This is a genomic window from Janibacter sp. CoH_79_TC_3 (assembly GCF_058197955.1).
Window position 1 is genome coordinate 211,693 of record NZ_JBXWIV010000002.1, and the last position, 21,341, is coordinate 233,033.

Annotated in this window: 21 protein-coding genes; 10 read left to right on the plus strand and 11 right to left on the minus strand. The window is 41.4% G+C overall.

Translation table 11 applies throughout. The annotated features are described in order from the left end of the window. Positions 1-104 precede the first annotated feature (104 nt). On the minus strand, positions 105-1,250 hold the full coding sequence (locus tag AC2FA3_RS02990) for a beta-ketoacyl-ACP synthase III (protein WP_490508241.1): 1,146 nt from the start codon (positions 1,248-1,250) through the stop codon (positions 105-107). Between the two features lie 399 nt (positions 1,251-1,649). On the opposite strand from AC2FA3_RS02990, the gene pnuC reads away from it, so the two are divergent. Both pnuC and AC2FA3_RS03000 read left to right on the plus strand, forming a co-directional pair. Then, the gene (pnuC, locus tag AC2FA3_RS02995) at positions 1,650-2,411 is read left to right on the plus strand and encodes a nicotinamide riboside transporter PnuC (RefSeq protein WP_490508242.1); all 762 of its coding nucleotides are present in this window, start codon (positions 1,650-1,652) and stop codon (positions 2,409-2,411) included. After that, entirely contained in the window at positions 2,362-2,943 is a 582-nt protein-coding gene (locus tag AC2FA3_RS03000; protein ID WP_490508243.1) for an AAA family ATPase, read from the plus strand. Before pnuC ends, AC2FA3_RS03000 begins: the two co-directional genes overlap by 50 nt. Positions 2,944-3,014: 71 nt before the next feature. On the opposite strand, the gene AC2FA3_RS03005 is transcribed toward AC2FA3_RS03000, so the two are convergent. Next, entirely contained in the window at positions 3,015-3,698 is a 684-nt protein-coding gene (locus tag AC2FA3_RS03005) for a DUF421 domain-containing protein (protein WP_490508244.1), read from the minus strand. Positions 3,699-3,819: 121 nt separating this feature from the next. Here AC2FA3_RS03005 and AC2FA3_RS03010 point away from each other — a divergent pair, with 121 nt between their 5' ends. Both AC2FA3_RS03010 and AC2FA3_RS03015 read left to right on the plus strand, forming a co-directional pair. Further along, positions 3,820-4,731: a DMT family transporter gene (locus tag AC2FA3_RS03010; protein ID WP_490508245.1), complete on the plus strand. Its 912-nt coding sequence runs from the start codon at positions 3,820-3,822 to the stop codon at positions 4,729-4,731. A gap of 187 nt (positions 4,732-4,918) precedes the next feature. Then, positions 4,919-5,290 (plus strand): MliC family protein, encoded by a 372-nt coding sequence (locus AC2FA3_RS03015; protein WP_490508246.1) that lies wholly within the window; start codon positions 4,919-4,921, stop codon positions 5,288-5,290. A 281-nt stretch (positions 5,291-5,571) separates the two neighbouring features. Here AC2FA3_RS03015 and AC2FA3_RS03020 read toward each other — a convergent pair whose 3' ends face one another. Beyond that, the gene (locus AC2FA3_RS03020; RefSeq protein ID WP_490508247.1) at positions 5,572-5,985 is read right to left on the minus strand and encodes an organic hydroperoxide resistance protein; all 414 of its coding nucleotides are present in this window, start codon (positions 5,983-5,985) and stop codon (positions 5,572-5,574) included. Between the two features lie 184 nt (positions 5,986-6,169). Between AC2FA3_RS03020 and AC2FA3_RS03025 the strand changes: the two genes are divergently transcribed. The 3 genes from AC2FA3_RS03025 to AC2FA3_RS03035 all read left to right on the plus strand — a co-directional run bounded on the left by AC2FA3_RS03025 (position 6,170) and on the right by AC2FA3_RS03035 (position 7,939). Then, positions 6,170-6,868, plus strand: a complete 699-nt coding sequence (locus AC2FA3_RS03025) for an AraC family transcriptional regulator (RefSeq protein WP_490508248.1) — start codon at positions 6,170-6,172, stop codon at positions 6,866-6,868. 15 nt (positions 6,869-6,883) lie between these two features. Continuing rightward, entirely contained in the window at positions 6,884-7,027 is a 144-nt protein-coding gene (locus tag AC2FA3_RS03030; protein WP_490508249.1) for a helix-turn-helix domain-containing protein, read from the plus strand. A 123-nt stretch (positions 7,028-7,150) separates the two neighbouring features. After that, positions 7,151-7,939, plus strand: a complete 789-nt coding sequence (locus tag AC2FA3_RS03035) for a DUF2071 domain-containing protein (RefSeq protein ID WP_490508250.1) — start codon at positions 7,151-7,153, stop codon at positions 7,937-7,939. A 33-nt stretch (positions 7,940-7,972) separates the two neighbouring features. Here AC2FA3_RS03035 and AC2FA3_RS03040 read toward each other — a convergent pair whose 3' ends face one another. Next, complete coding sequence (locus AC2FA3_RS03040; RefSeq protein ID WP_490508251.1) at positions 7,973-8,584, minus strand: class I SAM-dependent methyltransferase; 612 nt, start codon at positions 8,582-8,584, stop codon at positions 7,973-7,975. A gap of 232 nt (positions 8,585-8,816) precedes the next feature. Here AC2FA3_RS03040 and AC2FA3_RS03045 point away from each other — a divergent pair, with 232 nt between their 5' ends. Both AC2FA3_RS03045 and AC2FA3_RS03050 read left to right on the plus strand, forming a co-directional pair. Then, on the plus strand, positions 8,817-9,152 hold the full coding sequence (locus AC2FA3_RS03045) for a hypothetical protein (protein ID WP_201546423.1): 336 nt from the start codon (positions 8,817-8,819) through the stop codon (positions 9,150-9,152). A 521-nt stretch (positions 9,153-9,673) separates the two neighbouring features. Further along, positions 9,674-11,086, plus strand: a complete 1,413-nt coding sequence (locus tag AC2FA3_RS03050; protein WP_490508252.1) for an aspartate ammonia-lyase — start codon at positions 9,674-9,676, stop codon at positions 11,084-11,086. A 122-nt stretch (positions 11,087-11,208) separates the two neighbouring features. Here the strand turns inward: AC2FA3_RS03050 and AC2FA3_RS03055 are convergent, their stop codons facing one another. From AC2FA3_RS03055 to AC2FA3_RS03080, 6 genes are all read right to left on the minus strand, one after another. After that, a complete protein-coding gene (locus tag AC2FA3_RS03055) occupies positions 11,209-11,577 on the minus strand; it encodes a hypothetical protein (protein WP_490508253.1) in 369 nt (122 codons plus the stop codon). A 176-nt stretch (positions 11,578-11,753) separates the two neighbouring features. After that, positions 11,754-16,070, minus strand: coding sequence for an ATP-dependent RNA helicase HrpA (gene hrpA / locus AC2FA3_RS03060; protein WP_490508254.1), 4,317 nt, complete (start codon positions 16,068-16,070; stop codon positions 11,754-11,756). A 218-nt stretch (positions 16,071-16,288) separates the two neighbouring features. Further along, on the minus strand, positions 16,289-16,594 hold the full coding sequence (locus AC2FA3_RS03065; RefSeq protein WP_490508255.1) for a hypothetical protein: 306 nt from the start codon (positions 16,592-16,594) through the stop codon (positions 16,289-16,291). A gap of 13 nt (positions 16,595-16,607) precedes the next feature. After that, positions 16,608-17,198: a DUF1543 domain-containing protein gene (locus AC2FA3_RS03070; protein ID WP_490508256.1), complete on the minus strand. Its 591-nt coding sequence runs from the start codon at positions 17,196-17,198 to the stop codon at positions 16,608-16,610. 56 nt (positions 17,199-17,254) lie between these two features. Beyond that, on the minus strand, positions 17,255-18,283 hold the full coding sequence (locus tag AC2FA3_RS03075) for an alpha/beta fold hydrolase (protein ID WP_422542523.1): 1,029 nt from the start codon (positions 18,281-18,283) through the stop codon (positions 17,255-17,257). A gap of 196 nt (positions 18,284-18,479) precedes the next feature. Next, a complete protein-coding gene (locus tag AC2FA3_RS03080) occupies positions 18,480-19,904 on the minus strand; it encodes an SLC13 family permease (RefSeq protein ID WP_490508257.1) in 1,425 nt (474 codons plus the stop codon). Between the two features lie 486 nt (positions 19,905-20,390). Between AC2FA3_RS03080 and AC2FA3_RS03085 the strand changes: the two genes are divergently transcribed. After that, positions 20,391-20,552: a hypothetical protein gene (locus AC2FA3_RS03085; protein ID WP_490508258.1), complete on the plus strand. Its 162-nt coding sequence runs from the start codon at positions 20,391-20,393 to the stop codon at positions 20,550-20,552. A 55-nt stretch (positions 20,553-20,607) separates the two neighbouring features. On the opposite strand, the gene AC2FA3_RS03090 is transcribed toward AC2FA3_RS03085, so the two are convergent. After that, on the minus strand, positions 20,608-21,306 hold the full coding sequence (locus tag AC2FA3_RS03090) for a YoaK family protein (RefSeq protein WP_490508259.1): 699 nt from the start codon (positions 21,304-21,306) through the stop codon (positions 20,608-20,610). Positions 21,307-21,341 lie beyond the last annotated feature (35 nt).

A 21,341-nucleotide genomic window follows, 5' to 3' on the forward strand; every position in this document is an offset into this window, starting at 1 on the left:
ATAAAAATGCATAAAGAAGCAAAAAATATAAACGATAAGCATAAAAAAATAGCTAAGAACTCTCTTAGCTATTTTTATGGTTATAACAGAGCTTTGACTAACTATTAAACCTTACGAACCAGTACCGAACCAATTGAGTAACCTGCACCAAACGAGCAAATAACGCCCAAATCACCAGATTTTAGCGCATCTTTATAGCGATGGAAGACAATCATTGGACTGGCGGAGCTGGTGTTGGCAAATTCGGCGATAACACTTGGCACAATCGCCTTATCAGCATCACGTCCAACGACTGTACGCAAGATTAAATCAAGCATATTGGCATTGGCTTGGTGTAACCACATCATTTTTACGTCAGACGTTGCGATGTCGTTTTCTTGCAGATGCTCAGTGATAATCTCTGAGACTTTTGGACAAACTTCACGGAATACTTTACGACCATTTTGCAAAAACAGCTTGTCAGTGACTGGCTCTTTGATATCCGGATACATCTCAGTCTGCGCCGCTAAGAACTCAGAGCGGTCCATAAAGCCGTATTCGTTTTTGATATTGGTTGAAAACTGGGTGAACAGCTTGGTGCTTAAAATCTCATAACCTTTTGGCGTATCAAGCTCCTCAACGATAGAGGCGGTTGCGACATCACCAAAGATAAAGTGGCTGTCACGGTTGCGCCAGTTTAGATGCGCTGAGGTAATCTCGACGTTGACTACGGCAACGCGTTTGGCAAGACCCGAGACGATTGAGCCATGTGCTTGCGACAGACCAAAAGTCGCCGCGCTACAAGCCACGTTCATATCATAAGCAAAGCCGCCAACCATACCGATGGCATCCTGAATCTCGATAGAAACCGCAGGATAAGTACGCTGAAAATTTGAGCATGCAAGAATAATACCGTCTAAATCATTGGCCTCTAGACCCGCATCTGCTAGCGCATCTTTTAGCGCTGCCGTGCCCATTTCTGCCATGATTGATAGCTCTTCACCCAAATTGCGGTAAGGAATCACAGGCGCCATAATTTCGGGATCTAAGATACCGTCTTTTTCCATCACATAACGTGATTTGATACCAGATACTTTTTCGATAAAGGCCGCTGATGAATGCTCTAGCGCCGTAACCGTTCCTGCTTCAATCGCGTCAGCATGTTTGGCGTTATAATTATCAACATACTGGTTAAATGAATCTACTAGCTCTTCATTACTAATACTATAATGGGGAATATACAGGCCGGTGCCCGTGATACAAGTCGTCATGATGCGCATCCTTGTCTACTACGATGGTGCTTGAAATAAGCATAAAAGTGGAGAAAAACAACAGTCGTCTAATTTTCGGTGAATAACTGTAAACTTAAAATAAGTGCCTTTATTATGCCTGAATAATATAATTTTTCTAATACTTTGTTACAAATAATCAGCTTCTTAATGAGAATAAGTAGAAATTGGCTTCATTTCTCGACAGCTGCGCTATAATCAGCGTTGATTATCAAGGCTTGGTTGCGTTATTTTATCTAATATAGATATTTTTGGTTGCAACTATTTTGCTTGTGACTCAATGCCACTAATTGGCATTAATTGCCACTGACTCGTTAAAATTTTATAAACTCAACCGATATTATCTACCTCTTCTTTTTACTTTTTGACTTTGGAACAGTAATGGCAGAACTCCTAAACTGGTTATTCGGGCAATATGCTGACTACCCGACCCTATTTATCGCTTTAGAATTAATCGCGGTTCTATTTGGGGTCAGCAGCGTTTTACTTGCCAGCAAAACCAATATTTTAGTTTTTCCTATTGGGCTAGTTAGCACCGCCATTTTTGTTTATCTGCTTTGGAAGTGGCAATTATTCGGCGATATGTTTATCAACGCCTATTACAGTATCATGAGTATTTATGGTTGGATAAATTGGACGCAGAATAAGCACAATACAGCAATCAAAAAGCATCAAAATCATATAAACCCAACCAGCCAGCAGCAAGAGGAGCGCGTGCAAAATACGGACGCCCAATATGCCATTGACGTTGAGCATGTAAACAAAAAAGATTTGCCTATACTGACAGCATTAGCAGCAGCGACCACTGCTTTTGTCGCCTTGGTCTATTACTTCAGACCCGTTATCAATAATAACTTTAGCTTTGATGGCGCTGAGCTTGGTGTGCATTTATTTACATGGGTTGACTATACTGATATGTTGACTACGGCACTGTTTTTAATGGCAATGTGGCTGATGGCTCGGCGCAAAATTGAGCATTGGCTACTGTGGATTATCGCTGATACTATTTCCGTACCGCTATACTTTTATAAAGGTCTTACCTTTACGGCGCTACAATATGTAGTCTTCACTCTCATCGCAATCTGGGCATATTATGAATGGCAACGACGCTACCGCGTTCAATCTCACGCAGCATACGCCTAAAACCGTTATTAATGTCGCGATACTGGGGGCAGAAAGTACCGGCAAGACTACATTATGCCGCGATTTGGCTGGGCATTTCGGCTGCCCGTGGGTGCCAGAATATATGCGCACTTATCTGCAAAAAAAATGGGATAGTGAGCAGTTGACCTGTACGTGGGATGATTTATTGCCTATCGCGCAAGGTCAAATTGAATTAGAAAACGAGCTTGCTAAACAAGCTGCACAAACGTCTGTTAGTGGCTACTTATTTTGTGATACCAGTTTATTTGAGCTGATGGTGTATGCCAAATGGTATTATGGCGATTGCCCAGAAGCACTTACCAAAGCAGCATTGGCGCACCATTACGATATGATTCTATTAACCGAAGTTGATATCCCATGGGTCGCCGATGATTTACGTGATAGTCCGCATCAACGTGAAGACATCAGCGATTATTTTGCCAGCCAATTAACCTTGCATAATAAGTCTTTTCAAAGTATCGGTGGTGATAGAGATGAACGGGTTCAACAAGTCGTAAAATTATTAGAGTGATTATAATTAAATAAAAATGCTTAGGCTATTTAATAGACATTATTAAATGCTGTGCCACTAAATATTTAAAGCTATCTAACAATTTTGTTGTTTAATGCTTTTGCCCAGTTTTCACCGTCATTCTCACAGCGCTTACATACTTGATTGCGGCTTGAAATAAAATCCACGTAGCCACAATACATACAAGCATAATACACCTGTGGCTCTATCTGCTTGACGGGCTGATACTGCTTAGGGAAAAGCGGCAAGCCATAGCAGGTGTCTTCAGGCGCATATAATAAGATACTAAATTCCCCATCTGTCTCAAGCAAACCAGTGCGCACCTGCCCCAAATGCTCAACCCCTTGCTGGCGCATTTCGGCAAAAAACTCATCATGCGACATTTCGCCCTTTTTTATCTTATCAAGAACCAACATACTGTCCTCGACGATATATAAAGACTTCCCTTCTAACAAATCTTCGAAAGGCTGATATTTCATCATCGCCCATGTACACAGGCGATAAAGCAAAATCACCGTACTCATAATCAGTACCGCTTGGATAATGGGCAGGTCCTCGGTGAACATCGGGTCACCGGCGATAGAGCCAAGTGATAAGATAATCGTCAGCTCAAAGATAGACAGCTGCCGCACGCCGCGCTTACCGGTAAAGCGTAAAAACAAAATAATAAGCGTAAACATCGCGATGACGCGTATGAGTATTTCAGCGGCAAATGCCCATGTGGTGTCATAAATAAAGATGCTTGCCCAATCCATGTGTTTTTCCCTGTTATTATTTTTTGGCAGGATTACTGTATCAAAACCACGTTACAGACTACTGTGCTCAAAGCAGCTCCATTTTATGCAAAAACTCTGTTAATGATTGTAGGAATTATTTTTGAAAGCCGCTTTATATACGATGACTGCCTTAATAGCGTTTGCCGCCAACTCATTGCTTTGCAGAATGGCATTGGTAGACGGTGCGATTGATGCTTGGAATTTTACCGCTATCCGCTTGTTAAGCGGCGCCGCTTGCCTTGGGCTAATCATGACGTTGCAAGCACACTATCTAAAACGAAACCGTTTAAAACGAACTGATTTGAAATATACGGAAAATCTTGATTGTACTGTCTTAAAGGACAAAGGCGATTGGCTCAGTACCATTAGTTTAGTGATTTATGCACTCTGTTTTTCAGTGGCTTACCAAGCACTTGATACTGGCACAGGTGCACTTATTTTGTTTGCAGTCGTACAGCTCACCATGATTAGCTGGGGAATTTATAATAAAGAGAAATTGAACCGCGTGCAGTGGCTAGCGCTTTTAATAGCATTTATAGGCTTTATGTATTTGATGCTACCGTCCGCTACGACACCTTCCCTATCTGGCGCGCTGACGATGGCAATCAGTGGTGTCGCTTGGGGTGTCTATAGCATACGCGGCAAAACCTGCGTATCACCCTTGAGAACGACTGGCTTTAACTTTTTAAGAAGCCTAGTGGCTGTGCCGATATTGGCACTGGTCGGTATGAGTTACCTTACAGACATAAGTATGAAGGGCGTCATACTGGGAGCAGCGTCAGGTGCTATCGCCTCTGGCATCGGGTACAGTATTTGGTATGTGGCGATGCCACTGTTAAAAACCACCCAATCTGCGGTGGTGCAACTTTGCGTACCTATACTTGCGGCAATAATGGGCGTAGTGTTTTTATCTGAGCAGCTCACGTTAGAGTTTATTATCGCAAGCTCGGTTATCTTAGGCGCGGTGTTGATATTTATCTTAAATAAAAATCGACCAAAAAAAATGGTTTGATAACAGATATCTAATAAGCCTCTAGCGCTTAAAGCTTGACTAGCCATACTACTCAGTCATAAATCCGCTAGCCGATGTTACTTTCCTAAGCTCGAACCACAACATGAAATTACAGTTTTTGTTGTATCATACCGCTTAGTGTAACAAACAAGATTCACACCAATTTTGATCAACATTGAGAGATATTATGAAAAAATTATTAGCCGTAGCACCTTTTGCCGTATTACTAGCTGCTTGTGCAACCAATGCACCAACCACTACTACGCCAACGACCAATACTCAACAAGTAGTTCAATCATTCATTTGTGAAGACAATGGGCAATTGACTGCTACATATGCTGCAAATGGTCAAGCTGCCAACCTAAACGTTACCTTGCCTAAAGTTGGTTTGAACAATGCCAAAATCATGATGAAGCAAGCGGTATCAGGTTCTGGCGCTCGTTATGTCAATGATGTTAATCCTAAAACTACTTACGATTGGCACACCAAGGCAGATTATGGCATCATGACCATCAAATCAGATAATGGTCAACAGTATCAAGTTAACTGCCAACTATAATAACTGGTAGTTACTTAAGTAAAATCTGTATTTTTACTAAAATCTATTTAAAAAAAGAGCCAGTAGTCAAACTACTGGCTCTTTTTTGTACGCAACTCATTTTTTGTATTTAATAATTTGATTTTAATTATGAAAATTGCATCACTCATTAAAAAGCTGCTTGAATACTTTATGTACCCAAGCAGTTGGAAGTATTGTTATTTTTATATTTTTTTATAGTTATTAGATAATTGCTATTCGGTAATAGCTATCAGTTAATACTTAGTCAGTATCAATTCTGCTTAAACAACCGTCACATGCAAACGTGCATCGACATTACCGCGAGTGGCATTGGAGTACGGGCAGACTTGATGAGCAGCTTCAATAAGCGTTTGCGCTTGTGCTTCATCGATACCAGACACCTCAACGTACAAATCGATATCTAAGTTATAGCTGCCATCGGCCTTCATACCAATACCAACTTGGGTCGAGGTTTTTGAAGCAGTGATAGGCAGTTTCATTTGCTGCGCCGTCATATTTAAAGCGCTATCAAAACAAGCCGCGTAACCCATGGCAAAAAGCTGTTCTGGATTGACCCCTTCTTTATCTTGCTCTTGAAAAGAAACCAAATCAAAACCTAATGAACCATCGTCAAGACCGGTATGACCAGAACGACCGCCCGTTGCAGTGGCGCTAGTTTTATAAAATATTTTCATTATGTAGTCCTTATGGTGTTTTATTTATACAAAATTTGATTAAATCAGTAATGAGGCTGCATTAGTCTCAATAAGGCTAGTATAAGAGTCAGCGAGACAATCTGTTAGAACATAGCTCCAAACGTCTTGCCCAATCCTACAAATATCTATAGTATCGAGCAATTGCATAAAACAAGAAAACCTAATGAACCAATCAACCATTGAGCAACTACTGTCGATATTGCCTAGAAACAAAACTATCGAATCTAATATTCCAGGTTTGTTTTTTTACTGTGCTGATAAACCCAGTAAAGCCGTCAGCTATATTCAAGAACCTAGTATCTGCATCGTTTTACAAGGTGCGCGTGAGATTTATTTGGGTGCCGAATGCCAGAGATTTGATAAGAGCGATCTAATGTTTTGCCCAGTTAATATTCCTTTAAGCATGCACATAAAGCATGCTTCGGTAGAGCGTCCGGTCATCGTGCTATCTATGAAATTAAACCTTGCCCTGATTAGTGAGGTTTTAGTAAGAACACCGCCTAAACAACCTAACGCTGAAGGTCATTTAGGAATAAAGTGGCAATTAGACAGTACTATAATGGCGGCGTTTGAGCGCCTTATACACTTGCTTGATTATCCAAATGATATTGAGTTTCTTGCTTCATTAATCCAGCAAGAAATTTACTATCGCCTGCTTATAGCAGAGCAAGGCAATAAATTGCGCCAACTAGTAGTCAATGGCAGCCATACGCACCGTATTACCCAAGCTACCGATTGGATAAAGACGCATTTAAATAAGGTAATTGTCATAGAAGAATTGGCCAGTCGCTGCGGCATGAGTGTCTCGAGCTTCCATCATCACTTTAAAGAAATTACTCAGTTAAGCCCGCTACAATATTAAAAGAGTCTACGTTTGATGGAAGCTCGACAACTGATTCAAGCAAACGACGCTCAAATTGCCCAAATCGCTATGCAAGTCGGTTATGAAAGCCCAAGTCAGTTTAGCCGAGAATATAAACGGTTATTTGGCGTCAGTCCGAGCGGTGAATTAAATACTTAGAATTAAATAATTAAAATGAATCGCCAGCTCACTATTTATGTCCATAAACATATAGCTGTATTATCAAAACTGACAAGCACGTTTATGAATTAGTGTCCAAATTAATGTTTGTAAGGAAATATCGTGCAGGAACTACGACGTTTTAAGGATTATTTACATGACAGACCTAAGCCGACCGGTATCGACGTTGTTTGCGGCTTAAAGCATTTTTCTATTATTACCTATGCAGTGCCAGCAGAAAGGTTTGAGGGAATATTTCCTGCTAGGTTTAAGCTTGACACAGTGATGGTAGATGGTGAAGAAAAAGGTTTGATTTCTGTCGTACCCTTTATCGATGTTGATTTTACCTCCGCGATTTATCCTTTTCCAACCTTCACCATGGGACAGACTAACTATCGTATCTATATCATCGATACAGAAACGGGTGAGCGCTGTGTGTGGTTTTTGGGCACGACTTTAGATTCTTGGACATTGGCAGTACCAAGATATTTATGGAGCCTGCCTTGGCATAGCGCGAAGATGACTTTTGATTGTCAATTTGATGACGCAACTGGCAGGTATGTAAAGTATTCTGTGAACGCTGAATCAGAATGGGCAGCGGCGTCGGTATCGCTTGCACAGAATACAAAAGAGACTTTTTCATTCGCAGGTTTTCCTGATACCGAATCGGCACTTGTTTATTTGACCCATCCGCTAGCAGGATTTTATCATCGCCGTGATGGCAAGCTTGGTACTTATCGAGTTTGGCATAAAAGACTTGAAGTTCAGCCAGCGTCTTTGATTGCTGCCAATTTCAAGCTGTTATCAGACTTAGGCATTGTCACGCTATCAGAGCAAAATCACCCTTATAGTGTGCTCATTGAACCATTAAATACATTTACTATTTATCTGCCGCCAAAGATTGTTGCATGATTGAAAAATTAGATAGTTGAATAATGGATTAACTCAATAATTCACTATCTTTTTTTTGGCAATAAACTGTACCACCGCACTCAAACCTTGATGGCGCTTACCTTCAGAAATCATGCGCTGCTTTTCAATACCCGTTATTTCTTCTAGCTCTGCCAGCTCAGTACGCAAAACTGCTAACGAACCAAAGCGCTCTTGTTGTGTTGCAGGAGGTCCGCCGACAGCATTCATGTTTAGTTGCTGCTCAGTGTAAGCCTCTAGAATAAACACACCATTTGGCTTGAGCGCCGGTGCAATCTGTGCATAAACGCGCTGGCGTACTGCTTTTGGCAAATGCGCCCAGATAGAAACAATACCATCCCACTGTGCTTCGCCAAACTCATAGTCGGCTAAATCGGCAACTTGAGTGATGATATCAACGCCTCTATCTTGCGACAGCTTCAACGCTTTATTCAAACCTACTTCAGACATATCCATGGCGGTTACTTGGTACCCTTGCTGCGCCAAAAAAACCGCATTCCTGCCTTCGCCTTCAGCCAAACATAAAACGCTGCCATCTATCGGTATTTTTGAAAACTTATCTTTTAAAAAATCATTCGGTTCAGTACCAAAAACATACTCTGCTTCGTTATAACGCTCGTTCCACATATTTTAATCCTTTTTTACACCTATATACTTAGCCTATTTTATAGTTGTTCATATCAATAGTGAATAACTATACATTCAGCGCAAAAAACAGTTGACTTAACCCGTATATTCATAATATAACATATATAAATATATTCACTATTTTGCATTTATTTTGACGTTCTTCAACCTACTACTAGCGCGCCTTTAATAAAACGTCAAATCACAAGCAGTTTTTTGGGGAGGAAGTCACATGATTCGTTTCAGCTATACTCTCAAATGTTGGGCTTTGGGTATTACCTATTATTTGGGGTTTTACTTCATAGTCCTCTCAAGCAATCCTGACTTCGCAAAATATCTCTATATTTTGGCTATCAGCACGCTACTATTCCCGATTGCCAAACGTGCAGTTGATGTCGTCACCGATTTTATCGCGCCCCACACCATTATCTTTAATGGCTTATTATCATCATTGCTAATCAATATTGTGATTTGGGTTTTGACACCATTTATCGTCGCCTTGACGCTTATCGCCTTGTTATTTTATGGCATGGGTGTGGTGACAGAAAATATAAGAGCCAAACCTTAAAGCTCAATCATAAATCTGAATATTTGGCGTAATTATTAAAGCAAAGACAGAATCAATTGTCTTTGCTTTTAACTTATGAGATATAAGGTGCAACGCCTTGTCGCTTTACTCATCTAAACATAGTACAGTAGATGTCTGTTTATATTCTCAATTGTGCTTATATGATCACTACTTATCATTTTATCATGCTAATCATTTATCATATCTATATGTCTTACTCGATTGATTTGGGCAAACTTGAATTAAGGGTGAAACTTCGGTTAGCATTGAATGGCAATCAAACGTATTAGCCAGCCAATTTGTATGATCGAAGATATTTATCACCAGCCATTTATCATATAAACTTTTTTGTTTTATTATGCATCGTGCAATAAACATTCATTATTAATCACCTTATAAAAGGCTTATGCTTGAATGTTGATTGTATTGATTTACCAATGTGACGCAACTACTGTCATTTTAATAAATGACGGCCTCACTGCGTCTTAATCAGGGCTTTTTATTGAAAGGAATTTTATTGAATGACTACTGCTACTCGCCAAGAACATGACTTACTCGGCTATCGTGACGTTCCCGCTGATGCTTACTACGGCATCCAAACCTTACGTGCTTTTGAAAACTTCACCGTTAGTGGTGTGCGCTTAAATCAGTTTTCTACTTTTATTCGAGCTTTTGCGACCGTTAAAAAAGCGGCGGCTATTGCCAATAATAAAGTAGGCGTCCTCAATGATACGGTTAAAGATGCTATCACTGCAGCGTGTGACGACTTAATCGATAATAAATATCACGACCAGTTTATCGTTGACATGTTCCAAGGCGGCGCAGGTACGTCAACCAATATGAATGCCAATGAAGTGATTGCCAATCGAGCGCTAGAAATCCTTGGCTACGAGAAAGGCGACTATCAACACGTGCATCCAAATAACGATGTCAACCTGTCACAATCGACCAACGACGCCTACCCTACGGCGATGAATGTCGCTTTGGATGATTACTGCGTACGCTTATTAGATAAGATGGCAATCTTACATACCAGCCTTAAGAAAAAAAGCGTTGAGCTTGCTGATCAACTAAAAATGGGTCGCACGCATTTACAAGATGCCGTACCTATGACCGCAGGTCAAGAGTTTAATGCCTTTGCAACCATGATCAAAAAAGAGATGGATCGTATCGAATCTACTCGTGCGCTATTTCATGAAATCAATATGGGCGGTACGGCGATTGGTACGGGTTTGAATGCCCCAGCTGGCTATTCGGAAGAGGTTGCCAAGAGCTTATCAGAGCTGACTGGCAGACCTTATTATATCGCTGAAGACTTGATTGAAGCCACGCAAGACACCAGTGCTTATGTTGCACTGTCTGGCAACTTGCGTCTTTTTGCTGCCCGTTTATCTAAGATTGCCCATGATTTACGTTTGCAATCTTCTGGTCCACGTGCCGGTTTGGCGCAATATCGCTTGCCTGAAATGCAGCCTGGTAGCTCAATTATGCCCGGTAAAGTAAACCCTGTTATTCCAGAAGTGGTGAACCAAGCTTGCTTCCATGTGATGGGTATCGATCATACCATCGCTATGGCGTCAGAAAATGGTCAGCTACAGCTAAACATTTTTGAGCCAGTGATTGCTTTTAACTTGTTTACCGGCATGAGCATGCTGGCCAATATCTGTGAGATGTTTGCCACTCGCTGTATCGATGGTCTGATGATGAATAATGAGGCGTGTAGCGTCGAGGTATTCAATAATATCGGGCTGGTCACTGCGCTAAACCCACATCTTGGTTATGACGCGTCTTCTTTTGTCGCAAGAAGAGCGCAAGAGACTGGTGGCAGTGTGTATGACATCGTATTAGAAGAAAAACTGATGGATAAAGAGACGCTAGATGACATCTTGTCTCCTGCCAATATGGTTTATCCAAAGGTTAGAGCATTGCTATAGTTTATCTATAGTTAAATAAAAAGGCTGGGTTAGCGATTGCTAATCTGGCCTTTTTATTGATGGTGAGGGTTAGTTACTTAGAGTTGGAAGGTATATCCATTCAATAACCTGCACTATCAAAACTACACGCAAATTTCACGGACAGTTATTTGATTTTGATATTTGCCTAGAGGGCCATATTTACCAATAGAACTAATTTTGCCAACGACGCAAGTTTCGAAATATTTGTAATAGCCTTTTTGATTGAAACTCTTCGAATCTTTCATTAATAATTGCTTTGGATCTGATACGTAGTAAGTGATGCCATTAGAGGCCAATTCATAAACCTCAAAGCTTCTTTTGAAGTCGCCTCGTAACTGCACTTCTTTTTGCACGCTTGCTGGCGTCAATTCCTTCATGTTTTTATTATTACTAGCTTGTGTTTCATCACAGCCCGTAATCATAAATATAGTTGATGCAAATCCTAATATTATCAGTCTAAATTTAATCATTATTTTTTATCCTGCTAAAAAAATTACATCAATCTATTGTGTAAAGCCCAGAAAAATTTGGTGTAAAACAATAATAGCTCTTCATTTCAATCAAATATTATCGATTAAATTAAAGAGCTATACAAGATAATTGTCATAGCTTGTCAATTAACAAGTTTTAAAACTCAAATCGAGCCTTAACTCATTTTATCCCACATCTTGCTTAGACGTTTTGGTGATACCGCCATGCGGGTTTTCATCGGTTGCGCGAAGAGCTGAATGCGATATTCCTCCACCATCCAGCGGTAGTCACTGATGGCTTTATCATTGGCACGATTTGCCAGCCGCTCCATATGCTCATCAAGGGCATAGACACCGTCGAGGTCGGATTCAATATTATGCTCAAGGCGTTCGATACGAATCTCTAATGCCTCCAAATAGCGCGGATACTGCTGCCAATGGCTATAATCCATGCGATAAACAAAATCAGCCAACTGCAAATCCCCTAGCTGGTCTTCGATATCTTCGATAGACTCGCCAAATATCTCACGATCAAGCATCAATAAACTTTGGCGAATACGTTGCCAGCGCGTATAGACATTTTTGAGCGTTTTTATCACGTTTTGACCGGTCAATAGGAAGTTGCCCGCCACCACTTCCAAGGTTTTTTCATACTCTTCTGGTGTAAAGGGCAATTCTTCAGCAAGAGCTACAGCACTATCATCGGCGCTTTCAGGTAAATCGGCACTATGATCAAATAACACATAATGCTCTTCAAGCGCCGCATCCAATGCCGCATCGATGACAATGGTTTTTAGCTTTTCCATATCCCCGAGTGGCGCAAACGCCAATTTGAATATCTTATCTATTTGACTGGTGAGCTGTTTCTTCTTAGCACCCAGCTTACCTTTAATCAGGGTCAAAACCCCGATACGGTGCGCCTGCAACGCTGCATTGACATCGGTATATTGATGAATCGATACCGCTTCGCCTGACGCGTCGGCAACCAAGGCAGCAAACTGCTTCATCACAACGCCTGCGCTATGATGGTTTTTGCTAAAGGCGAAATGCTCAGGGAATTCGGTGTGCGTTCCCTGCTGCTCATTCACCGCTTGTCTGGTTTCAGAAGCATGACGGATTTGCAGCGTTTGCAGGTCGCGACCCTTTTCGATAATGCGGTTTTTGTCATCAACGACGCAGATTTGCGGCTGCAAATAGCGATCAATACTAGATGGATTAAAATTCTCTGGAGTTACTGACATAATGCCGCGACGATTTAATGCTTGGCATAGCTGCTTAAGCAAGCCTTGACCACCAGAGGGCTGCAATTCATCAAACAAGCTATCGGCCGTGTCGGGAATCGGTACGATTTGACGGCGAACATCCTTGGGCAATGACTTGAGCAATTGCAATACCAGCTCATAGCGCCAACCGGGTACACCCCATAATAGCTCGATCGCATCAAGCTGCGGTAGCGCCACAAGTGGTACGCGAATGGTTACGCCATCATCATCGATCGAGGGATCAAAGACATAGCGCAGCGGTAATTTTAAATCGCCCAATTTCCAAACTTCTGGGAAATCGCCTGTCGTTGGCGCTTGGCTATTAAGAACATCATCATCGGTAAAGAATAAATATTTAGCATCGGCTTTTTCCACTTCGGCACGCCAATCCTCAAACGCTTTGCGACTGGCAATATGCTCGGGAATTTTTTTATCATAAAACTGATACAGTGCTTCTTCATCGACCAATAAATCACGACGACGCAATTTATCTTCGATGCGTTCAATATCAGCGATTTTATCCATATTATGCTGTAAAAATGGCGCTTGCCGACCTAAATTACCGGTCACCAAACCATCACGGATAAAGATTTCTCGCGACTCAGCCAAGTTCACTTGCTCATAGTTGGTCAGCTGTTTACTAATAATAATCAGACCAAATAAGCTAATCTGTGCGTATACTTTGACACGCCCCGTCTTTTTCGACCAATGGGGCTCAAAGTAGTGATATTTTAATAAGTCGCCTGCCGCTGAGATAATCCATTCTGGTTCAATCTTAGCAACGGTACGCATAAAGACTTGCGAGGTTTCCACCACTTCAAAGGCCATGACCCAAGGCGGCACTTGTTTAAACACTGTACTCGCGGGGAAGATTTTGGCTTTCTGTTGGCGAGCCGCTAAGTATTCACCACGATTTTCGGTTTTATGAGCAATCGTAGATAACAAACCTGTTAATAGCGCGCGATGTAAATTGGCATATTTAACGGCTTTGAGTTCTTCATCTTCAATCGCGGTAGGGTCGCTAGTAGTATTCTCTAATGAAGTATTTTTATCATTACCTTTATCAGTAGTTTGTACATCTTTAACATCGGTCAGCTTCAGCTCAGTAACCATTTGTACCAGCTGACGATGGGTTTGGCTCCATTCGCGGACACGCGGGAAGCTCAGATAGTTTTTCTTGGTAAAATTCTTACGCTGATTGCCAGACAGCTTATTGCCGTCTTCATCTTTTTCAAACAGCGCTTTCCACAGGCTCAGATAGAATAAAAAGTCAGAGTCATCTTGACGAAACTCAGCATGCTTTTGATCCGCTTGCTGGCGCTTATTTACTGGACGCTCGCGTGGATCTTGGACGGCAAGCGCAGCGACAACGATGAGCATTTCACGGATACAATCAAAGTCAGAACCAGCAACCAACATACGTGCTAGCCTTGGATCAATGGGCATACGTGCCATCTTTTGACCAGTCGGTGTCAGAACCAGATGATCAAGACCTTTTTTAGGCTTGTTAGTTTGCTTAGTGGTAGTTACTTCATTTTTAGAGGTAATCGCGCCTAACTCATCAAGCAATTTATGCCCATCAGTAACCAGGCGGCTATCGGGCGGCTCAATAAAAGCAAAGTCATCGACACTGCCTAAACGCAGATTGGCCATCTGTAAAATAACGGATGCAAGATTGGTACGTAAAATCTCAGGTTCGGTAAACTCAGGACGACCAGTAAAATCCTCCTCGCTATAAAGACGAATACAAACGCCAGGTGCGACACGACCACAACGCCCTTTACGCTGATTGGCAGCGGCTTGTGAGATAGCTTCAATCGGTAAACGCTGTACGCGCGAGCGATACGAATAGCGTGATATCCGCGCAAAACCCAAATCAATCACATAACGAATACCAGGTACGGTCAGCGCAGTTTCGGCAACGTTGGTCGCAATAACAATACGCCGACCGCGACCTGAAGGTTGAAAGATACGCTGCTGCTCTTCGTAAGTTTGCCGTGCAAATAGCGGCAATACTTCGGTGTGTTTCGGCCCATGACGTTCAAGTACCTCTTGCAGCTCACGAATCTCTGCTTCGGTCGCGGCAAATATTAAAATATCCGCTTGGTCAGCATGACCTTTATTCTGTGCATCGCTAAAGCACTCTTCGACTGCCGCAACCACAGCACGTGGCAGATTCTCTTCAAAATCGTCGTAGCTATCATCATCCGAGCTGTTTACTGGCTCATCAGTTAATGGACGATAACGGACTTCAACGGGGAAACTACGCCCTTCGACATTAAAAATCGGCGCAGGTACGTTGCGTTTTAGCTTATTATCATAACGGCTAAAGTATTCGCTAAAACGCTTGGTATCAAGCGTTGCAGAGGTAATTATGACTTTTAAATCAGGGCGCTTGGGCAGTAGTTTTTTTAGATAGCCCATAATAAAGTCAATATTTAAGCTACGCTCATGAGCTTCATCAATAATAATGGTGTCGTATTTACTTAAAAAACGATCATGCCCCAATTCAGCAAGCAAGATACCATCAGTCATGAGCTTCACGACGGATTGCGCGGTGCCTTGTTCATTAAAACGAATCTTGAAACTGACGGTATTACCGAGTTGCTCACCCAATTCTTCAGCGATACGGTTTGCCACACTTCTAGCAGCCAGTCGTCTTGGCTGTGTATGCCCTATTTGTCCTGTAATACCGCGACCTGCTAGCATTGCTAATTTCGGTAATTGGGTGGTTTTACCAGAGCCGGTCTCACCTGCGACGATAATCACTTGGTTGTCAATAATACCTTGAATTAAATCATCAGCACGTTGACTCACGGGCAAATCAAGATTTAGTTTTTCTGCCAGTTTGTCTGGGATACTATCCATACGTGCCTGCACCGCTTGCTGTGAGCGGGTTTTTATCTTTTCATACTGCGCACGTTTTTTAGCGAGCTCATCCTCTGCTTTACTATCAAAAACTTTCTTATCTCTCTTATTGTTAGCCACAGCGGAACGCGCCAGGTCACGCTCTAAGCGGCTAAGGAAATAGCTATCTTTAGCTAAAACTGGTAAATCAGCGACAACCTTAGCGTGCGAAGATGCGTTATCACTGTTTGCCATGATATTTGAGTAATCATTATTTGGGTTGGCAGCTTTACTTGATCTATTAGAGCTGATGTCATTGGAGCTTAATTGTTTGGTTATATTTTCAGTAGGAGTTTCTGCGGCATTCTTAGAAGTATTGGGCATATTTGCTTAGGCTATTTATTATTTGGAAGTTGTTAGATTATGGGGGTAATTTGGGCATGATTCAAGATGGTTATAGTGCTTGGTTGACACATTGAAATCTTTTATCAGTTTTGAGAGCCCTAGCTTTGATGGCATCCATAATGTAATAGTTTTTTTATGCCCATGGTTAAACCATCAAGCACGCCCTAAAACTAATGAAAACGGCCTAAAGAGTAAAATTAAGTGTTACTGGTATAAATGACCTGTCGACTAGTCGCAGCTCCCGTAAAGAAGGTATGTAGCTTTTGAAGTGGTATCATAGGAAAAGGCAGGTGCAACGACAGTATTAATCTCTCAAACGCGACCAACTCATCAGCTAATGACTTAGCGACATCAGGCTGAATCTGCGGATTTTCATAAAGATTATCAATTAACCATGTCAATTGTGGAAAATTGGCATTATTGTGAACCTGATAAAGAGTGGTCAATAGCTCATCAGGTATCTGGCAACGCATTTTGCGAATGATGCCATTTTTATAGTACATATCTAAAGCCATGTTATTCTAAGCTCGTTAAATTCTTGATACTGAGATAACCAACGTACTCTTTATCATCAGCATTCACAAGCTCATGACTCTCATTAGTAATCGGCTCAATTAACAGCCGAACATTGGAGATAAGGTCATTGACGTTGTATATATCATCAATATCTACTTCAAACTTATCATCAATATGCGAGGCAGCATTAAAAGGCGACTCTTTATCTTTATAAGTAAACGCTTTATAAAACTCGCTCTGCTTTGCTTGCTTAATGGCGTCCGCTTGAGTAGCAGCAACAATAAGCAGTTTGTAATGAAATTCCTCAAAACTGCCGCGCTGATAACCACCTAAGTTGATAAAGAATAGCTTTAAACCGTCGGCACTCTCTGCTTGGCTACTTGATTCGAGCAATTTAATCGCATAATTATCAACTTTACTAATCGCTCGGTACGAGTCAATGTGCCATTTATTTTTAACTTCAGGCCAATGCTGATTGATATCTTCTACTAGCTCACTCACTTGATTGGCTATCCCAAAGAAAATATCGTGCTGTTCGATCAAACGACCTTTAGGGCGACCACCGAGTTGCACCATAAACAGTGTTGGCATATAAATCTTTCCTTATTAGATAAATACATTCCGTTATTAAGTAGCTAACGATCTATTCAAGATACTTTGAGTGGCTGCTTTAAAAAGTCTTTGGCTATTTTAACCGTTGCTACAGGATCCTCTTCATGCGGCACGTGACCTAAATCATCAAATATCTTGAGCTGGCTATTGGCAATATCTTTATGAAAGAGCGCCGCATTCTCGACGGGAATAAGGTCATCTTGTGCGCCCCAAATAATCAAAGTCGGCAAATCCAATTGCTTGATTTGCGCAGGATTGCTTTCATTATCAGTATCGCGCAGACGACGATTCAATGCTTTGCGGTTACCTTGGCGCAACGTTAAATCATAATAGTGATCAACCAACGCCTCATCGACCTTGGTATCATCAGCATAGACACTAAGGATACTTTTTTTGATCACCTCTCGAGGCAATATACGAATCAATACAGGCGTTAAGGCAGGATATTTTGCTAGCTTAAAGCCAAGAGGTATATGTTTTGGCGTCGCTGGATAGCCAGCGGCATCGATGAGTATCAGTTTTTGTACATACTCAGGATATAGAATAGCAGTACGCCAAGCAATTTTTCCCCCTAAAGAGTTACCTGCTAGTGTCAGTTGAGGCGCTTTCTTTAGATTTAAGCTATTAAGTACTTGAATGACGAATTTAGCATAATTAGCACTACTATACTTTGTGCTCTCATCAGTATAAGGACCGGTTAAACCAAAACCCGGTAAATCCATACTAACGACACAATACTCATCACTTAACTCTTTGATCCAGCCCTGCCAAGTATGCAAACTTGCAGATGTCCCATGCAATAAAACGATCGCTTCTGGTAGCGATTTACCAGCGCTAACCGCTTGGTCAATTGACGATCTGCTACGATAAACATCACATTTATCTGATTGCAGTACATGAGCCTGCATACCTTGAATAGCAATAAACTTGCTGTTAGGTAATTGCCATTGCTTGAGCTCAGCCACGCTACGATCAGGTGCCCAGTACAAGGCTATGAGAGCAGCTATCAGTATCATCATAGCAAGAACCAGATAAATAATAATTTTTACTAACCGTTGTGCCATATTATCAATTCCATTTAATGAGATGACATTATTTACTATTTATAATAACGATTTGAATGCTTGTGCTTACGACTACAACAGAACAAATAATAAGTGATTTATACAGGCATTATTGCTATTAGTAAATGAAAAACCCAATGTTCAAGCGTCACTTAAACATTGGGTTTCTTTGGTTACAATTATCTTGTTTACAGAGCTATAGTAAGAAAAAATACGCCCATAAACCTACTACGAACGTAGCAATGATATTAAGTATGACACCAACACGTATCATCTCTGTTTGCTTAATCAGACCCGTACCAAAGACAATCGCGTTTGGCGGAGTAGCAACCGGTAGCATAAAGGCACAAGAAGCACCGATACCGATAATCATAACTAGTACTGCAGGTGGCAGACCCATTTGCTCAGCAATAGCAGCAAAGACAGGTACTAACAAAGCTGCAGAAGCGGTATTAGAGGCAAACTCCGTTAAAAAGATAATAAATGCCGAAACTGCCAGTACGACTATGATAAGTGGTGCTGATGCGAGTCCGTTAGCCACTGTTTGACCCAAAACCAAAGAGGCGCCTGAGACTTTTAGAACGGTTGAGAGTGCAATACCGCCACCAAACAACATGAGTACACCCCAGTCGGTATTGTCAGACACTTGCTTCCATGACACTAAACCTAAGCTAACCACTGCTGATGCTGCTAACAATGCAACAATAGAGTCAATATCATCGACATTCAGTGCTGCACCGATTTGCTTAGAAAGTATCCAGCTGAGTGCCGTCACGATAAAGACGATAATGGTCAGCACACGTGGCTTATTCCATGCAATAGCCTCATCATCTTCGTTAAGCGTGACCTGACGATTCAGATTAGGCTTTAGAAATAAATACATCGCACCAAGTAATAATGGCAACAGCACTAACATCATTGGAATACCAAACTTCATCCAATCGACAAAAGCGATATCAAGCGCTTTGGCGGCAATCGCGTTAGGCGGTGAACCAACAATCGTACCCAAACCACCAAGGCTGGCAGAATAAGCGATACCTAGTAGAACGAATACAAAGGTGCCACGGTCTTTTTCACGATCAACCTGCGTTAGAATACCAAGTGCCAATGGCAGCATCATCGCTGCAGTAGCCGTATTCGATATCCACATCGATAAAAACGCCGTGACCCCAAATATTAAGAATACCGCGTTTCTCAGATTGCCGCCTGACATGGACAGAATCTTGAGCGCAATTTTTCTATCTAACTGCTGTACATGTAACGCTGCCGCTAACGCAAAACCACCAAAGAACAAATAAATGATTGGGTTGGCAAAGCTTTGTAAGCCGATTGCAGCATCGAAGTCAGGCAAACCAATAAGTGCCCCTATGACCACGACCAATATCGCCGTAATGGTCACATGCACTGCTTCCGTCAACCATAACACGCCAATAAAGAACAACATCGCGAGGCCTTTATTGGCACTAATATCGTACGGTAACACATTATAAATAATCATACTGATAACCGCCGCAATGGCGACAACTATCAATCCTTTACCGGTACCCTTTGGGAAGGTGTCGGTAAATAAATACTCATTGCCATCATCAGGAAGATGGCTATCTAATTTTTGCTCTGACATAAAATGTCCTTATTTTCCCCAAAGACAGTATAAAAAGACTCTAAAATAAAAGCATATTTTAGCGATTTACCATTAATCAGCCGGTAACCGCAAAAAATACGCCGTCATCATAGCAGATATATATCAAAAAACTGATTTAACGATGCTGTTATTAAATTTGCAATAAACATGGTCATAGCAAAGTGAAAAACTGGCTTCAATACATTCTCATAAAACCATATTAAACAATCCTTTAGCGATATAAATTTTACTAACTTGCCATACGCTTTTGAATCATTTGTATCTAAACAATCATTTTTTATGAAACAGCAATCCTCGTGATGTATCGTTACACATCGTCACTAAACAAGCGTACACCGTGTATGTACAAGCGTACAGTGCTATCTCATACTAAATGAGTGAATTAAAACTAAAAGCCAATAAACTTACCTACTATATTTTTAAAAAAAATTATTGGACATTGATAAAAACAAATAGGAGTATTTTATGACAGATTCAAATAAAACGGATTCGACCACTAAAATGGCACCAAAAGACATCAATCAAGATGGCTTGGATAAAAAAGATCAGCAGCGTACCGATGACTCCGCATTAGATATGATGCAAGGGCTACATGAGCATGAAGATCACGAAGAAGACGATAAATAGTTTATTCAGCTAAGCATGAATAATGAATTCATGACATTAAAATAAAAAGCGCTCATCAAACCGATGGGCGCTTTTTTGCTCTTGGCTGTCTCTTTTCTGGCAGATTGTCTGATGCATAGTTATAGACAAAGGCGGCAGTCAATACAATAGCAATGGGTAAGAACAAAGCACCATAGCCGACTCTGGCATATAAAAAAGCCCCTACAGCACTACCACCGCAAAAGCAGTACCAAATAATCGCTTGAAAGCCTAGTGTGGGCTTACTGATACGCCGACCAGCCAGCCAATTGCCGATTGCGGCACCCATGTCTGAGGTTAATCCTGTCAAATGCGTGGTTCGAATAACGGCTCCACTATAAGTGGCGACCATCGCATTTTGTAAACCGCACGCCATCGCCGCCGCCAATTGTCCTAAGTAATCATGCTGCTGATATAACCAGTAACTTAGCAATAATAACGCCGCTTCGATATAAAGGGCACTGCCATAACGCCGACCAAGCTTCAATGACCTTTGCCCAATCACAAAACCGCTTAATATTGCCCCAGCCAAAAATGATAGCAACAACGCACCGATATATAAAATACTGCGACCGTCTAAATGGGCAATTGCTGCTGAGAATAAGCTGACGTTACCTGTCACATGCGAAACAGATAAATTGGTAAAACCCATTAATGCTGCGGTATTGACGCAGCCTGCACTAAATGCCAGTACAGCGCCGCCCCACAATATCCATTTTGGTAATCTGGTTATCATATTCGTTGCCTAATGGCTTAACACCAAAAAGCTCA

Bases quoted from the DNA above. Each gene is read 5' to 3' on its own strand.
- AC2FA3_RS02990 (WP_490508241.1), bottom strand. From the start codon at position 1,250: ATGACGACTTGTATCACGGGCACCGGCCTGTATATTCCCCATTATAGT.
- pnuC (WP_490508242.1), top strand. From the start codon at position 1,650: ATGGCAGAACTCCTAAACTGGTTATTCGGGCAATATGCTGACTACCCG.
- AC2FA3_RS03000 (WP_490508243.1), top strand. From the start codon at position 2,362: ATGAATGGCAACGACGCTACCGCGTTCAATCTCACGCAGCATACGCCT.
- AC2FA3_RS03005 (WP_490508244.1), bottom strand. From the start codon at position 3,698: ATGGATTGGGCAAGCATCTTTATTTATGACACCACATGGGCATTTGCC.
- AC2FA3_RS03015 (WP_490508246.1), top strand. From the start codon at position 4,919: ATGAAAAAATTATTAGCCGTAGCACCTTTTGCCGTATTACTAGCTGCT.
- AC2FA3_RS03020 (WP_490508247.1), bottom strand. From the start codon at position 5,985: ATGAAAATATTTTATAAAACTAGCGCCACTGCAACGGGCGGTCGTTCT.
- AC2FA3_RS03025 (WP_490508248.1), top strand. From the start codon at position 6,170: ATGAACCAATCAACCATTGAGCAACTACTGTCGATATTGCCTAGAAAC.
- AC2FA3_RS03030 (WP_490508249.1), top strand. From the start codon at position 6,884: ATGGAAGCTCGACAACTGATTCAAGCAAACGACGCTCAAATTGCCCAA.
- AC2FA3_RS03040 (WP_490508251.1), bottom strand. From the start codon at position 8,584: ATGTGGAACGAGCGTTATAACGAAGCAGAGTATGTTTTTGGTACTGAA.
- AC2FA3_RS03045 (WP_201546423.1), top strand. From the start codon at position 8,817: ATGATTCGTTTCAGCTATACTCTCAAATGTTGGGCTTTGGGTATTACC.
- AC2FA3_RS03050 (WP_490508252.1), top strand. From the start codon at position 9,674: ATGACTACTGCTACTCGCCAAGAACATGACTTACTCGGCTATCGTGAC.
- AC2FA3_RS03055 (WP_490508253.1), bottom strand. From the start codon at position 11,577: ATGATTAAATTTAGACTGATAATATTAGGATTTGCATCAACTATATTT.
- hrpA (WP_490508254.1), bottom strand. From the start codon at position 16,070: ATGCCCAATACTTCTAAGAATGCCGCAGAAACTCCTACTGAAAATATA.
- AC2FA3_RS03065 (WP_490508255.1), bottom strand. From the start codon at position 16,594: ATGTACTATAAAAATGGCATCATTCGCAAAATGCGTTGCCAGATACCT.
- AC2FA3_RS03070 (WP_490508256.1), bottom strand. From the start codon at position 17,198: ATGCCAACACTGTTTATGGTGCAACTCGGTGGTCGCCCTAAAGGTCGT.
- AC2FA3_RS03075 (WP_422542523.1), bottom strand. From the start codon at position 18,283: ATGGCACAACGGTTAGTAAAAATTATTATTTATCTGGTTCTTGCTATG.
- AC2FA3_RS03080 (WP_490508257.1), bottom strand. From the start codon at position 19,904: ATGTCAGAGCAAAAATTAGATAGCCATCTTCCTGATGATGGCAATGAG.
- AC2FA3_RS03085 (WP_490508258.1), top strand. From the start codon at position 20,391: ATGACAGATTCAAATAAAACGGATTCGACCACTAAAATGGCACCAAAA.
- AC2FA3_RS03090 (WP_490508259.1), bottom strand. From the start codon at position 21,306: ATGATAACCAGATTACCAAAATGGATATTGTGGGGCGGCGCTGTACTG.